The sequence below is a fragment of the Alistipes timonensis JC136 genome, from assembly GCF_900107675.1.
Taxonomy (GTDB): domain Bacteria; phylum Bacteroidota; class Bacteroidia; order Bacteroidales; family Rikenellaceae; genus Alistipes; species Alistipes timonensis.
On the sequence record NZ_FNRI01000006.1, the window covers coordinates 1 to 13425 of the forward strand.

At 57.6% G+C, this 13425-nt stretch carries 9 protein-coding genes; 3 read left to right on the top strand and 6 right to left on the bottom strand.

Annotated features, from left to right (window positions below):
• Nucleotides 1-366: 366 nt before the first annotated feature.
• The 5 genes from BLU78_RS09185 to dapF form a co-directional block, all read right to left on the bottom strand.
• The gene (locus BLU78_RS09185) at nucleotides 367-1191 is read right to left on the bottom strand and encodes a class I SAM-dependent methyltransferase (protein WP_010266927.1); all 825 of its coding nucleotides are present in this window, start codon (nucleotides 1189-1191) and stop codon (nucleotides 367-369) included.
• A gap of 1 nt (nucleotide 1192) precedes the next feature.
• Nucleotides 1193-1474, bottom strand: a complete 282-nt coding sequence (locus BLU78_RS09190) for a zinc ribbon domain-containing protein (RefSeq protein WP_010266924.1) — start codon at nucleotides 1472-1474, stop codon at nucleotides 1193-1195.
• 107 nt (nucleotides 1475-1581) lie between these two features.
• On the bottom strand, nucleotides 1582-2391 hold the full coding sequence (locus tag BLU78_RS09195; protein WP_010266922.1) for an alpha/beta fold hydrolase: 810 nt from the start codon (nucleotides 2389-2391) through the stop codon (nucleotides 1582-1584).
• 11 nt (nucleotides 2392-2402) lie between these two features.
• The gene (locus tag BLU78_RS09200; RefSeq protein WP_010266918.1) at nucleotides 2403-2594 is read right to left on the bottom strand and encodes a hypothetical protein; all 192 of its coding nucleotides are present in this window, start codon (nucleotides 2592-2594) and stop codon (nucleotides 2403-2405) included.
• An 18-nt stretch (nucleotides 2595-2612) separates the two neighbouring features.
• On the bottom strand, nucleotides 2613-3419 hold the full coding sequence (gene dapF, locus BLU78_RS09205) for a diaminopimelate epimerase (protein WP_010266914.1): 807 nt from the start codon (nucleotides 3417-3419) through the stop codon (nucleotides 2613-2615).
• Nucleotides 3420-3546: 127 nt separating this feature from the next.
• Here dapF and BLU78_RS09210 point away from each other — a divergent pair, with 127 nt between their 5' ends.
• Together BLU78_RS09210 and tamL are read left to right on the top strand one after the other, a co-directional pair.
• Nucleotides 3547-4293: a nitroreductase family protein gene (locus tag BLU78_RS09210; RefSeq protein WP_010266910.1), complete on the top strand. Its 747-nt coding sequence runs from the start codon at nucleotides 3547-3549 to the stop codon at nucleotides 4291-4293.
• 13 nt (nucleotides 4294-4306) lie between these two features.
• Nucleotides 4307-6697, top strand: coding sequence for a translocation and assembly module lipoprotein TamL (gene tamL, locus BLU78_RS09215; protein WP_010266905.1), 2391 nt, complete (start codon nucleotides 4307-4309; stop codon nucleotides 6695-6697).
• Between the two features lie 15 nt (nucleotides 6698-6712).
• On the opposite strand, the gene BLU78_RS09220 is transcribed toward tamL, so the two are convergent.
• A complete protein-coding gene (locus BLU78_RS09220; protein WP_010266900.1) occupies nucleotides 6713-10672 on the bottom strand; it encodes a hybrid sensor histidine kinase/response regulator transcription factor in 3960 nt (1319 codons plus the stop codon).
• A gap of 298 nt (nucleotides 10673-10970) precedes the next feature.
• On the opposite strand from BLU78_RS09220, the gene BLU78_RS09225 reads away from it, so the two are divergent.
• Nucleotides 10971-13406 (top strand): fimbrillin family protein, encoded by a 2436-nt coding sequence (locus tag BLU78_RS09225; protein WP_010266897.1) that lies wholly within the window; start codon nucleotides 10971-10973, stop codon nucleotides 13404-13406.
• Nucleotides 13407-13425: the final 19 nt, after the last annotated feature.

Consider the following 13425-nt stretch of genomic DNA (forward strand, 5'->3'; position numbering starts at 1 on the left):
TCACTTACGCCGATGGTACTGCGGTTTTCCCGTGGGAGAGTAGGTAGCCGCCTCTTCAAGCCGGATCCTAATAAAGGGTCCGGCTTTCTTTTTGTATGACGTCGATAGTAGGTTTTTTTGTTTAGGGTGGAAGCGCGGAATGGCTTCTGGAACTCACTGGCTGCCATCGCCCGTAAAACGGCTTTCTTAAAGTCGCGGCTGGCCGCCGACTATATTGACAATCCCATCCCCCTTTAAGTTCCTTTTCGTTGTTCACGCTCGGCAGAGCAAACAAGTTGGGCTTTGCCCTCGCTTAATCGCAACGTTGAGTAGGGGGGGGGAATTGTTGTATCTGCGGGGATTTGGGCAATGCGTGATAAGGTTTACTTATCGCCGTCTTCGATGCGAGTGCGATGAGGGGCGGGTGGCATGAGGCCGGTTTCTTAAGCCGGCGAGGTATTCGCTGACCGTGAGGGGCTCGGGGCGTTTGCGGAATTTCTGAACCAGCTTCTCCCGAATGAGGTAATAGCTGGCCCGCAGGGTCCGGCGAATCTCGGTGATTCCCCGGCGCGGCGGGAATATCTTCATCGTCATTTCCCGGTCCCATTTCTGGGTGAAAAAACGACTGTAATAGTCATTCTCCGGATTGACCAGACACTCAAAATCGCCTTCCCATTCGATGCGGTTGAGCATCAGGTTGGGTTCCGAGACGTAGAGCATTTTGAACGGTAACGACTGATAGGGCAGATAGTTGAGAAAAACTTCCCCGTAATTGTTGCGATAGTTGCCGGGCATTCGGGATTTCTCATAAAAGACCAGCTTGTTGTCGACCAGCAGGATCACCCATTTGTGCGACTCCTTGGGGAACATCAGCTCTCCGAGCATGCTCGGAGTCTCGATGTATCCGCGTTTCCCGACCCGCACGATCTCGGCGATGAACTGTTCGGGATTTTCCGCGTGTTCGAGCACCTGGTTGCAGATCACATAGTCGAACGCCTTCTCTCCGAAGGGGAGCAATTCGCCGTCGGCTTTGATGAACTGCTGGTGAGGATAGATCAGTATCTCCCCGCAGCGGTGCGTGTTGTCCTGCATGTATTTGTCGGCAATGACGTCGGAACGATACATCGGGTTATGCCCCGAACCGATTTCGAGGACCATATCCTTTCGTTTGATCGCCAGGTCGTGACGCCCCAGGGGATGACGGGTGATCATACTATTTTTTCCACCGTTTGAGATGCGGGAAGAACTCCCGCATGCCGGCAACGGCCTCCTCGCGGGTGTAGGTGCGCCCGTCTTCGTGCCTGAACTCCTCGTGGAATTGGGCACAATGCTGAATCATCTCCTCCATCGAGCACTCCTGGGTGAAAACACCCTCCTTGTAGCAATAGGCGCAGTAATCGTTGTTGGGAGTTCCGTCGGCTTCGGTGCCGAAATGTTCCGTGGCCGTCATGGGCATGCCGCAACTCTGGCAGAAAATCATCTCTTCGGGTGTCATATTTTCCGATTTTTAGGCCCGTATGCCGGGGCATGACGGAACCGGGTTTCTACAAAGATAGACAATTTCTGTTTCCGGATGCATTTCGGGCGCATAAATCGCCCTTCTTAAAGCCGTTTTTCCGAACTCAGGAATCCGAGGATGGCCTGTGCCGTGGTCTCGGGTTCTTCGAGGAAGCCCATGTGTCCTGAATTTTCGAGCCATACAACCTGTGCCTCAGGGTGTTCGGCGACCATTTTTTCGGCGGCTTCGACCGGGATGTAGCCGTCCTTGCGACCGAGGATGAACAGCACGGGGACTTTCGTTTCGCGCAGCATTGCGTTGCGGTCCTTGCGGGCGATCATCCCGTTCAGCAGGGCGACGATCCCCTCGTCCTCGGTGACGAAAACCTGTTCGGTGAGGTCCTCGATATAGTCTTTCATCCGGAAGCGGTTCTCTTCGGCGAATCCCGCTTCGGGGGCCACGCGTGCCAGCAGTTCTTTCTTCCCGGCCTTCACGAGTGCGATCTCGCGGCGGCGGTTTTCAGCCTTCTCGGGCGTGTCGGCATTGGGTGTCGAGCTGAGCAGCACCACGCCGTCGAGCATTTCGGGATGGCGTTCACAAAAGGCCAGGGCGACATAGCCGCCCATCGAATGCCCCACGAGCGTGCAGCGTTCGATCCCCAGCTCCCGGAGCCCGTCGGCCACGGTGTCGGCCAGGAACTCCATCGAGTGCTCCTCGCCCGTGACGACCGAGATGCCGTGGCCGGGCAGGTCTAACGTAACCACCCGCAGTTCCTTGTAGAGGAATGGAATAAAATCTTCCCAGACGAGCATCGATTCGAGGTAGCCGTGCAGCAACACGACGCATTTGTCCCCTTGCCCGGAGTCGCAGACGTGCAGGGCCGTCGGCCCTGCCATAATGAATTTTTCGATCATCGAATTCGCGTTTATTCCTCCTCTTCGTCGAGGTAGTCGAGCGCCGATTCGCGTTTGCGGGGCAGTATTATCTCCTCCTCGTCCTCTTCGATACTGCTGTACAACGTGTGGCGCTCCTTGCCGCTTTTGCGCATCGGCTCGAGGCGTTTGGCTTTCCGAAGTTCGTCCGTTTCGTGTTCACGGATTCCCTTTTGTGTTTTCATGGGGAAAAACTGGTTTGTTTAGAAATTTTCGCTGTCGAACACCCCTCCGAAGACCCGGCGTGCCGGGCCTGTCAGGCAGATGTCCGTGTAGGTCTGTGTTTCAGGTTCATGCGAAAACCGTACCGCAAGCTCTCCTCCGGGGACCGAAACCGCAAAATGCGCGGTCCGGCGCTGGAGAACGAAATTGGTGACGATGGCGGCGGCTGTGGCTCCCGTGCCGCAGGCGAGGGTCTCGTTCTCTACGCCGCGCTCGTAGGTGCGCACGCGGATCGTGCCGTTGCCCGTCACCTGTACGAAATTGACGTTCGTGCCCTGCGGGAAGCGGGCCGTGTCGCGGCGGATGATACGTCCGCGGCCGATGACGTCGACCGATTCGAGGTCGTCGACGAATTCCACATAGTGGGGTACTCCCGTATTGAGAAACCACCAGCCCTCGCCCGTGCGGATCTCCCGGACGGCGGTCATCCCCAGTTCGATCTCGCCTGCCGAGCCTTTCGAACGGCAGATGCGGGCGGTGTGGAGCCCGTCCGCGGCATCGAAATACTTGGTTTCGCCGCCGATGCCCAGGTGGTGGGCGAACAGCGCGAAACAGCGGGCTCCGTTGCCGCACATCTCGCCTTCCGACCCGTCGGCGTTGTAATAACGCATCGAGCAGTCGATCTCGGCGTTGCGGGCAAGGGTCATCAGCCCGTCGGCGCCGATGCCGAAATGGCGGTCGCACAGCCGGGCGATCACCGCCGCATCAGGCGTGAAGACGCCGTCGCGGTTGTCGATCAGGATGAAGTCATTGCCCGCACCCTCGTATTTTGTGAATTCCGTCTGCATTTCGGGGAGTTATGTATGCGCAAAAATAGTAAAACTTCTAAAAGTTTTGCTAATTTTGTGAAAAATATCCGCGACGCTGCCCGCCGGCGCGCGGTTATGTATTAATACCGGTTTAAAAATTCCCGTTATGAAAAGTGTGCTTTTCAAGCATCGTTCGATACGAAAGTTCCTTTCGACGCCCATTCCCGAGGAGCTCCTGCAGGAGTGTCTCGAGGCCGCTTCGCGCGCTTCGACCTGCGGCAATATGCAGCTTTATTCGCTGGTGGTGACCCGCGATCAGGCTCTCCGTGAGAAACTTGCGCCGTGCCATTTCAACCAGCCGATGGTCCGTGAGGCTCCGTGTGTGGTGACCGTCTGCGCCGATGTGCACCGCTTCACGATGTGGTGCGAGCAGCGCGACGCCGATCCCGCCTACGACAATTTCGCCTGGTTCCTGAATGCTTCGACCGACGCCCTGCTGGCGGCCCAGAACCTCTGTGTCGAGGCTGAGATGCACGGGCTGGGTATCTGCTACCTCGGCACGACGATCTACACCGCAAGCGATATTTCGCGCATCCTGGAGCTCCCGAAAGGGGTCATTCCGCTTACTACCGTGGTCATGGGCTATCCCGACGAGTCGCCCGGGCTGACCGACCGCCTGCCGCTGGAGGCCGTGGTGCATTACGAAAAATACACCGACTACACCGCCGCCGAGATCGACGAACTGTGGGCCGAACGCGAGGAGTCGGACCTCACGAAGCGGCTGTTGGCGGAGAACGGGCTGCCGAACCTGGCGAAGATCTTCACCGAGCGGCGTTACGTGCGCAAGGACAACCTCGCTATCTCGAAATCCTATTTCGCCCTGCTGAAAGAGAAAGGGTTCTTCAACAACTGATACTGTGCATCGGGTGTGCCGCATATTCGCCGCCGCGGCGCTGGGTCTTCTCGGCTCGGCCTGCAGCGTCACGCGCCACATTCCCGAAGGGCAGTACCTCGTGCAGCAGGTGAAGATTGAGGACGATGAATCGACGCCCCGCAGGGACCGTATCACGGCCTCCGACCTGGAGAAATACATCCGGCAAACCCCTAACAAACGTTTCCTCGGGACCAATTTCTACGTCTGGCTCTACGAGCAGGCTAATCCGTCGAAGGACAACCGCTGGAACAACTGGAAGCGCAAGATCGGGCAGGCGCCCGTGCTGCTGGAAATGGGGCTGACGGAGAAGAGCGCGGAGAACCTGAAAGTCTACATGGATTCGAAGGGATTTTTCAATTCGCGGTCGTCGTTCGAGGTCGATACCACGTCGCGCCGCAAGCGGGCCCGGATCACTTACCGCACGCATCAGGGCGAACCCTACCGCATCGACTCGATCTCCTACGAATTTCAGGACGAGTTTCTCGAGCAGATCGTGCTGCCCGATACGGCGAACACGCTGCTCCGCCGGGGAAATATCTACGACGTCACGGTGCTCGACGCCGAGCGGGAACGCATCGCCTCCTACCTCAAAGAGCGGGGGTACTACAATTTTTCGGTCAACAATATCATGTTCCGGGCCGACACGCTGGGCGGCAACCGCGAGGTCGACCTCCGCGTGGTCGTCAAACAGTACCTTACGGGCTACAATGCCCGCGGGCAGGCCGTCATGGACAACAACATGGTCTACCGCATCGACCGGATCAATATCTTCCCGGATTACGATCCGACCGTCGCGCGGACCGATACCACGTTGGTCGCGCGCCTCGACACGCTCTATTACCGGGGCCTGAACATCATCTACGAACAGCGTCCCAACCTGCGTCCGTCGGTGCTCCGGCAGGCCGTGCCGCTCTATCCCAACTACGTCTACAACTCGGCGCAGGTCAACCGCGCCTATACCGACCTGATGGCCCTGGGATATTTTAAGAGCGCCAAGATCGCCTTCGAGGAGCAGCCCCAGCCGGTGGATGTCACCAATTACGTCTCCTTCATCGGCGCGACGGCCGATTCGACCCGGACGCTCTATACCCGCGAGGGCTACCTCACGTGCAACATCCTCTGCACGCCGACGCTCAAACAGAGTGTCAAAGTCGACCTCGAGGGGAGCACCACGTCGAGCTTCTACGGACTGAAAGCCACGCTGGGCTACCAGAACCGCAATATTTTCCGCGGGGCGGAGTCGTTCGACATCTCCTTTACGGCGGGCTACGAGTTTATGAAGGCGCCCGATGCCAAGAAGAAGCGGGCCACGGAGTTCGGCGTCACCACGGGTTTGACTTTCCCGCGCTTCCTCCTGCCGGGGCGTTTCCGCTCGGTGAACCAGCCCCGGACCAAGATCGAACTGTCGGTCAATTTCCAGGACCGTCCCTATTACCGCCGCACGCTTTCCAGCGCCGGCATTACCTACATGTGGACCAACAACCGCTATTCGTCGTTCTCGCTGCGGCCGATCGACATCAATGTAGTCGATGTGAACGATCTCGACGCTTCGTTCCTGATGGTCAACAACTCGGGTCCCAACGGCGAGCCGCAGCTCACCCAGAACCGCTACCTGCTCGAGAGTTTCACGACGCAGTTCATAGGTGGCCTTTCGTTCGGTTACAGCTACAACAACCAGCGCAAGAACCTCGGGGGCAACGCCACGAACATCCGCTTCAACGGTGAGACCGCCGGCAACCTGATCGATGCCGTCGAGCATATGTTCTTCTCCCCGGCCAAGGGCAAGGACTACTATTCGATTTTCGGCATCCGCTATTCGCAGTATTTCCGCTCGGACCTGAGCGTCAGCCGGAAGATCATGCTGGGCGGTGTGACGGCGCTCGTCGGACGTCTTTACGGCGGCGTGGCGATGGCCTACGGCAACTCCTCCTCCGTGCCGTTCGACCGCCAGTTCTACTGCGGCGGCAGCAACGGCATGCGCGGCTGGACGCCCCGGACCCTCGGACAGGGCTCGGTGGCCAACCCCCACAACGACTACCCGGTGCAGACCGGCGACGTGAAGCTGGAGGCCAACCTCGAACTGCGCTTCCCGGTCTGGGGGATCATCCACGGGGCGACCTTCTTCGATCTGGGCAATATCTGGTACATCCGGGAGAATCCGAAAGAGTATTCGGACGATGCGGTCTTCCGCTTCAACCGGTTCTACAAGCAATTGGGATTCAACACGGGTCTGGGCCTGCGCTTCGACATCAAATTCGCCGTGCTGCGCCTCGACTGGGGCATCCAGCTCCACAATCCCAACAATCCCGCCGGCGAGCGGTGGATTCACAATTTCCGCTGGAAGAATACGGCGCTGAATTTCGGCGTCGGCTACCCGTTCTGATTTATCCGTTTCCGTTTATTCGGAGCGTTTGGTCCGAGCGTGTTCGGCCTGAAATTGCGTCGGTGTCAGGCCGAACTGTTTCTTGAAACGGATTGTGAAATATTTGGGAGAGCTGAACCCCAATTCGTAGGAAACCTCCGAAATCAGCCGCCCGCCGTCGCAGAGCAGCGTTGCGGCCTTTTTGAACCGGATCATTTCGATGAATTCTCCCGGACTGTGCCCCGTAATACCCTTGATTTTCTGGGTCAGAATCGTTTTGCTGACGTTCAGTTCGCGGCACAGCGTTTGGACGTTGATGTCTTCCTTATAAAGATTGCGCTCGACCGCTTCGGTTGCAGCAGTCAGGAAATTGGCGTCCTTGTCGTTGGTGGTCACCACCTCGGAACCCGCTATCGAACGGCTGTATTTCCGGCGCATTCGCTGCCGGTTCTCCAACAGGTTGCGGCAGCGCGCTTCGAGCTGGCTGATGTTGAACGGTTTGGTAATATAATCGTCTGCTCCCTGGCTGATGCTTTCGAGACTGAGGCCGGTCGAAGGCTGGGCGGTCAGCAGGATGATCGGGATGTGACATGTTTCGAGGTCCTGACGCAGTTTGCCGCAGAGGCTCAGACCGTCCATCACCGGCATCACCACGTCGCTGATAACGATGTCGGGTTGCAGTTTTTTGGCCATGCTGTACCCCTCGGCGCCGTCGGAGGCTTCGCAGACCCGGTAGTCCCGTTTGAAAATGGAATACAGCAGGGTCCGCAGTTCGGCGTCATCCTCGACGATCAGCATCTTATAGCCTTTTTCCGGGGCCTCTGCGGCAACGGGTGCGGGAGTGTGGATGCGGGACGGCAGAGGAGCCGAGACGCATTCCGGACGGGATTGTTCAACGGATGTAACCTTGTCGTCGCCGGCATACCATTTTTGGCCGGACGGGAGCGTGACGGTAAAGAGCGCACCGCCGTTCCGATTGTTTTGTGCGGTCAGAGTTCCGTGGTGCAGTTCGAGGATGCCCCGGCTCAGGGCCAGTCCGATGCCTGTGCCGTGGTTGTGGCGGTCGCGCGAGGTTGTCGCGGTGTCTTGGTAGAAGGGGTCGAAAATGTGCGGCAGGGCTTTTTCCGAGATGCCGCATCCTGTGTCGGCAAAGGTGATCGTAACGGTATTGTCTTCCCTGCGGTGGTGTTTGATGCGCATGCCGATGTCGATGCGTCCGCCGTCGGGCGTGTATTTGAACGCATTGATGAGCAGGTTGGAAAAGACTCGCTGCATCTGTTTTTTATCGATGCTCGCGGTCACCGTCTCGGCGGGGAGATGCAGTTTCAGACGAATGTTGCGGTAGTTGGCATATTGAGCGAATGAATCCCGAATATCGGCGATAAATGCGCCGAGGTCCGTTTCCGAAACCGCGATGTTCGTATATCCCTGATTCTGCTTCTCGAAATCGAGCAGGTCGGAGACGATCCGCTGCATGCTCAGGGCGTTCCGATAGGTATTCTCGATGTTCTCCATCCCGACGGAGGAGTGTCCGTGGTTGCGGAAGAAAAGTTCGAGTTGTCCGATGATAAGCGTCAGCGGCGTGCGTAGTTCGTGCGAGATATTGATGAAAAAGCGCATGCGTTCGAGGTTCTCGGTCTCCTTCTGTTTCAGTCGTTCGGCCAGCAGCATCCGTGAGTAAAAAGCATAAAGCAACCAGCCCAGCAGGGTCAGGGCCGCGATGTAATAGAGCAGGCGGGCCGGCAGGGTGGCATACCAGACGGCGCGGATTTCGATGGGGAGCGTGATCTGCGTATGGTCGTTGCCGAATTTGGAATGTGAGGCGCGTACGCACAGCCGGTAATCGCCGGGCGGCAGGTTCATGTAGACGATCGGATGTTCGGGCGAAAAGAGAGTCCATTCGTTGTCGTAACCTTCGAGTATGTATTCGTAGAAGATCGGATAGACTTTTTCGAAGTCGAACGAAGCCAGCTCCACCGAGAGATTTCTCTGGCGGTGCTGCAGCACGAGTTTCTGTGTGAATGGGAGTTCCTGCCGCAGAATCGGCTGCCTCTCGTCGGGAATACCCGGGTAGATCCGCCGGTTATTGACGATCAGACGGTCGAAGGCGATGTCGATGCTGTCGTCGGAGAACTCGACTTGTGAGGGCGTGAGGGTCTCGATACCGTCGATGCCGCCGATCACGATGTCGCCGTTGGCGCGTCTGAGGATGCAGCCGCTCCGGGCCGAACTGATGCTCAGTCCGTTGTTGTGATTATAGTTGTAACAGCGGTTGGTTCGGGTATTGAACAGCGACAGTCCGCTGTTCGTGCCGATGAGCAGAACGTCGGGATCTACTTCGCCGATGAAACTGGTGAAATTGTCAGCCAGACCGATGTTTTCCTGCGTATAGCGCACTTCCTGCTGCATGTCGAGACGAATGAACCCTTGTCCGAGGCTGGCACCCCACATGCAGCCGTCGTGGTCGCAGAAAAGTTTGATGAAATTCAAACTGTTGCTGTCGTGGCCGACGTAACGGGTCATGCGTCCGCTTTTAAGGTCGAGGATATGGACGCCTATGCCGCCGATCCACAATCGGTCCAGGGCGTCGAACGCCAGTGAGAAGACGATCCCATTGTAGCCTTTGATCGGGCTGCGGACCACTTGTGCGCTCCGTTTGTCGAATACGAGCACGCCGTGTGTGGTTCCCAGATAAAGCCTGCCGTCATGACATTTGATGTCGTTGACGGTTTCGGGACCGTTTGTGCCGTCTTCGCTGCGGAACGTGTAGTCCGACCAGCTCTGGGCCGCGATGTCGTATTTGCGCAGCGTACCCATGTAGGACCCGGCCCAGATGGCATCTTCGTCGGCGTCGTACCAGGCGGATTTGAATTTGTGGCTGCCGCTGCCCGCAATGTAACGGATCTGTCTGTCGTGCGCCGATTGGCGGAACATGCCGAACTTGTCGGTCAGTATCCACAGGTCGCCGCGTTTGTCCTCGACCATGGCGTTGATGAGCTTTACCTTGCGTTCGGCCGGGAGCAGGATCGGATTGAACGGGTAGTTGTCGGAGTTGCAGTAGTAGATTCCGTCGTAGAACGTACCGACCCAGATGCCGCCCTGGTTGTCGGCCCGGAGACTCCATACCGAGCTTTCGCCGAGGGCCCCCAACTCGTCCGTGCGGCACAGACGGTCTGTTCCGAGACGGTCGACGCCGCTCATTGTCCCGATCCAGAGATTTCCTTTTTGGTCTTCGCAGAAGGTCCGGACCAGGTTGTTTTTTAGCTGCATACCTCCGGAAGCCTCCCGGTGGTAGTGTCCGGCGACCTTATAGTCGCAGCCGAGCCGCCAGCAGCCGCGGTCCATCGTTCCGATCCAAAGATCACCCCTGCTGTCCGGGTAGAGCGTGCAGATGTTTCCGGCGACGGCCATGCGGCTGTGAATTTTGCCGTCACCGTCGATCTCGTACAGTCCGCCTTCGGACGTTGCGGCCAGCAGGGTTCCCGCCTGCGAACGGCAAAGAGCGGTGATGTACGTATGGGGGTGAGGCAGTTCGTGTCGCATACGAAGCGAATCCCCACTGCGCTTGTAAATACGGTTGCCTGATCCGACCCACAACTGTTCCTCTTCGGCATATAAGGCGCAGTTCGGATAGTCGATCTCCGGGGAACAGAGCCGCCGGGGACGGTTCGTGCGGATGTCATAGCAGAGAATGGCGTTGTAGGAACAGACGTAGACCCGCTCGCCGCCGTTGCCGCAAAGGGGGCGCATGGGCATCGGTTTTTGCAGAAAGTCGAGCGATGTGCCGTTGTAGCGGTAAAGTCCGTAATTAGAGTTGAGCCATATGGCTCCCAGTCCGTCCTGATAGATCGAGAAGACCGAGCTGTTGGAAAACGATTCGAGCCGGCTCATGCGGATAAACCGGAACGAAGTTGCTGGCAGGGGCCGGGGGATCAGGCATAAAATCGGCAGCAGCAGTTTCAGGAACTTGTGGTGAATGGTTTCAGAGAGGGCCATACGCAAATTTAAATACTCGTTTCCGATAAAAAAAGGATTCCGGCGAAAATCGGAACTATTTTTTCAGCCGGTCGAAACTACCCGTAAATCCGTTCAAAATTACCCTGCGCCTTGGTCGGAAATTTCGCATATTTTACTGCGGGACGGAGATCGGACGCCTGTATTTTCGCCCGGGAATCAAAAATTACCCCCAAATCCGGACGATCCTATCCCTTGGGAGCGGTGGAAAAATAATTAATTTGTAATGTCGGAACGGTGAACGTCCGACCGAACGGAAGTCAACCTAAACCTAAAACCTATGATTAAAAAATCTACCCTGTTTGTAGTTGTATCGTTACTGGCGGGCGGCTGTATCGAACCGGATGATTTCGGACCCGAGGGTACCTATACGGTCGGAACCCGCGCGACGGTGAAGGCTGCATCCCTGGAATATGCGGATGCGGACCGCGAACCGTACCAGCTTCAATGGTATGCGGACGATGCCGTGGACCTTTATTATGCGCCGACGAAGCTGTGGACGACCTATGCCCGGACTTCGCCGGGAACGGACGCTTCTGTCGCCGGTTTCTCAGCCGAACAGGAATGGGAGTACGGCCGCCGGTCGCATATCTTTTATGCGATAGCCCCCTCCCGGGCGTTGTCGGAAACGTCTGAATCCGATCCGTCGGGACTGTCGCTCGAACTGGCCGAAACACAGCTCGTGAGCGACGGGATCGAGAAATACATGGTCAGCAGTGCGCTGGCTGTCGTGAAGGAGTCGTCCGGAGAAAAGCACGTCGAACTGCAACTCTTTCCCGCACTGTCGCTGTTGGATCTGGAACTTTCGGCCACCAGCGATTTCGTGCTGAAAACGCTCTCGCTGACCACCGTCGGGGCCGGGACCGGCAAGGGGCTTACCGGTCCCTACAAACTCGACGCGGCGACTACGACGGTCAATATGCGGACAACGACCGGTAATAGTGTGACCCTGGATTTCGGCGAGGGACTCACGATGGAGAAAGGCAAGCGCTATCAGGCCCGTGCGGTCGTGCTTCCTGCGAAACTTGCAGGAGTGAATCTTTCGGTTTCGGGCAGCACGTCCAAAAGCTCGCTCGAACTTTCGGCCTGCGAGGCGGCGGACCTGAAACCGGGAACCGTCAATAAGCTCTCCCTGAGCCTTTCGCCGGGTCCCATCCGGCAGGATTACACCTTCAATGTCACTTCGGGAGCTATCGGTGAAGAGGCCAACAACAAACAGCTTATTTACCTCGGCGCCAACAAAACCCAGTCTACGGCCGTCAAAGGTATCCGAATCGCCGAGAGCAAGGTGGATCTCGAATACGAGAGCGGCGAGACGAAATCCGAGGATACTTTCTGGGAAGCCGCGGCTCCCGATTGGATCGTGCTCAGCCAAACGAGCGGCAAAGGTGCCGCCGATATCGACGTGATGGTGCTTCCGAATCTCAATCCCCTGAAAAAAGATCGTGTGGAGACCACCACCGACCTTTCGGCTGACGGTACGGCCAACACCTACCTGGTCCATGCGCCCGGTACCTACCGTTTCGATGCCCGGGTGATGGGGAACGGCGATGCGGGGGTTCCCGACGGTGCCGGATTCACCGATTATAACGGTTCCGAGATCGCTTCGGCGGCTTTGTCGGGCGGCGTGTCGGCCCGCGTGCTTTGGCAGGAGTGCGTCAGCCAGATTACGGATGTGAAGTACGACGGCTCCTCCATCGAATTTACGACGAGCGATCATGTCGTACCTTCGAATGCCGTTATCGCGCTCTGCGATGCAGCCGGGCGGATCGTCTGGTCGTGGCAGATCTGGTTCACCGATGAACTGAACACCGACGATGTGATCGTCAATGCGAATACCAATGAAACGGCCGTAGCGCAGGGGTTGAACCGCTTTTCGCTGATGGACCGCAACTTGGGCGCGATGTGCCGCCTGGACGGCGATGCGACCCGATTCCCCAAGAAACGCGAGGGTGAGATCACGGTCATCCAATATACCGACGAGTCGAAAACCATCCCTACCGGAAAATCGTTCACCACGAAGGTTTACCAGCACGGTGTGGCCTCGAACTCTTATTACAAACCGCTCTGCTACTGCGGCATGAAGTACCAGTGGGGCCGTAAGGACCCCTTCGTGAGCCCGTACACCTCCGGCAACTGGCCGGCCTTCGTCCGGTTCGACGGCGACAACAACGAGATTGCCCGCATCGTGACGGCAAACGGAGGTTTCGGAAAGGGGTACGGCATAACCATCGCTTCGGGCATTACGTCTCCCGACACGTACTACAAACCCAACAGCACGGTGCACTGGATGGATGCCCACAACTACGATCTCTGGGGCAATGCCGACGGCAACAAGGTCGATGCGGCGACCAATGCACGGCCCTATGGCATGAAGACGGTCTACGATCCGTGTCCGCCGGGGTATAAGGTGCCGACGATCGATGCCTTTACGGCCTTTTCGACGACCTGGGTGGTCGGCGGTTTCTCGAACGGCTATTTCTTCCGGGCCGGCAGTTCGGACACCGCAGGCGTCTTCTTCCCCGCGGCCGGAGAGATCAACTCGGGCGGTTCGCTGGGAAGCATGGGGGCCGAAGCCTATTATTACACGGGAAGCGTTACCAAAGGGTCGAACAATTCCCACCAGCTGCAGATCAAGAACGGCTTGGTCAACAACAATAACAATACCGGTCACGGTAATGCCCGTCCGGTGCGCTGCATGCGTGAAACGCGATAATTCAACCATCAACAAACCG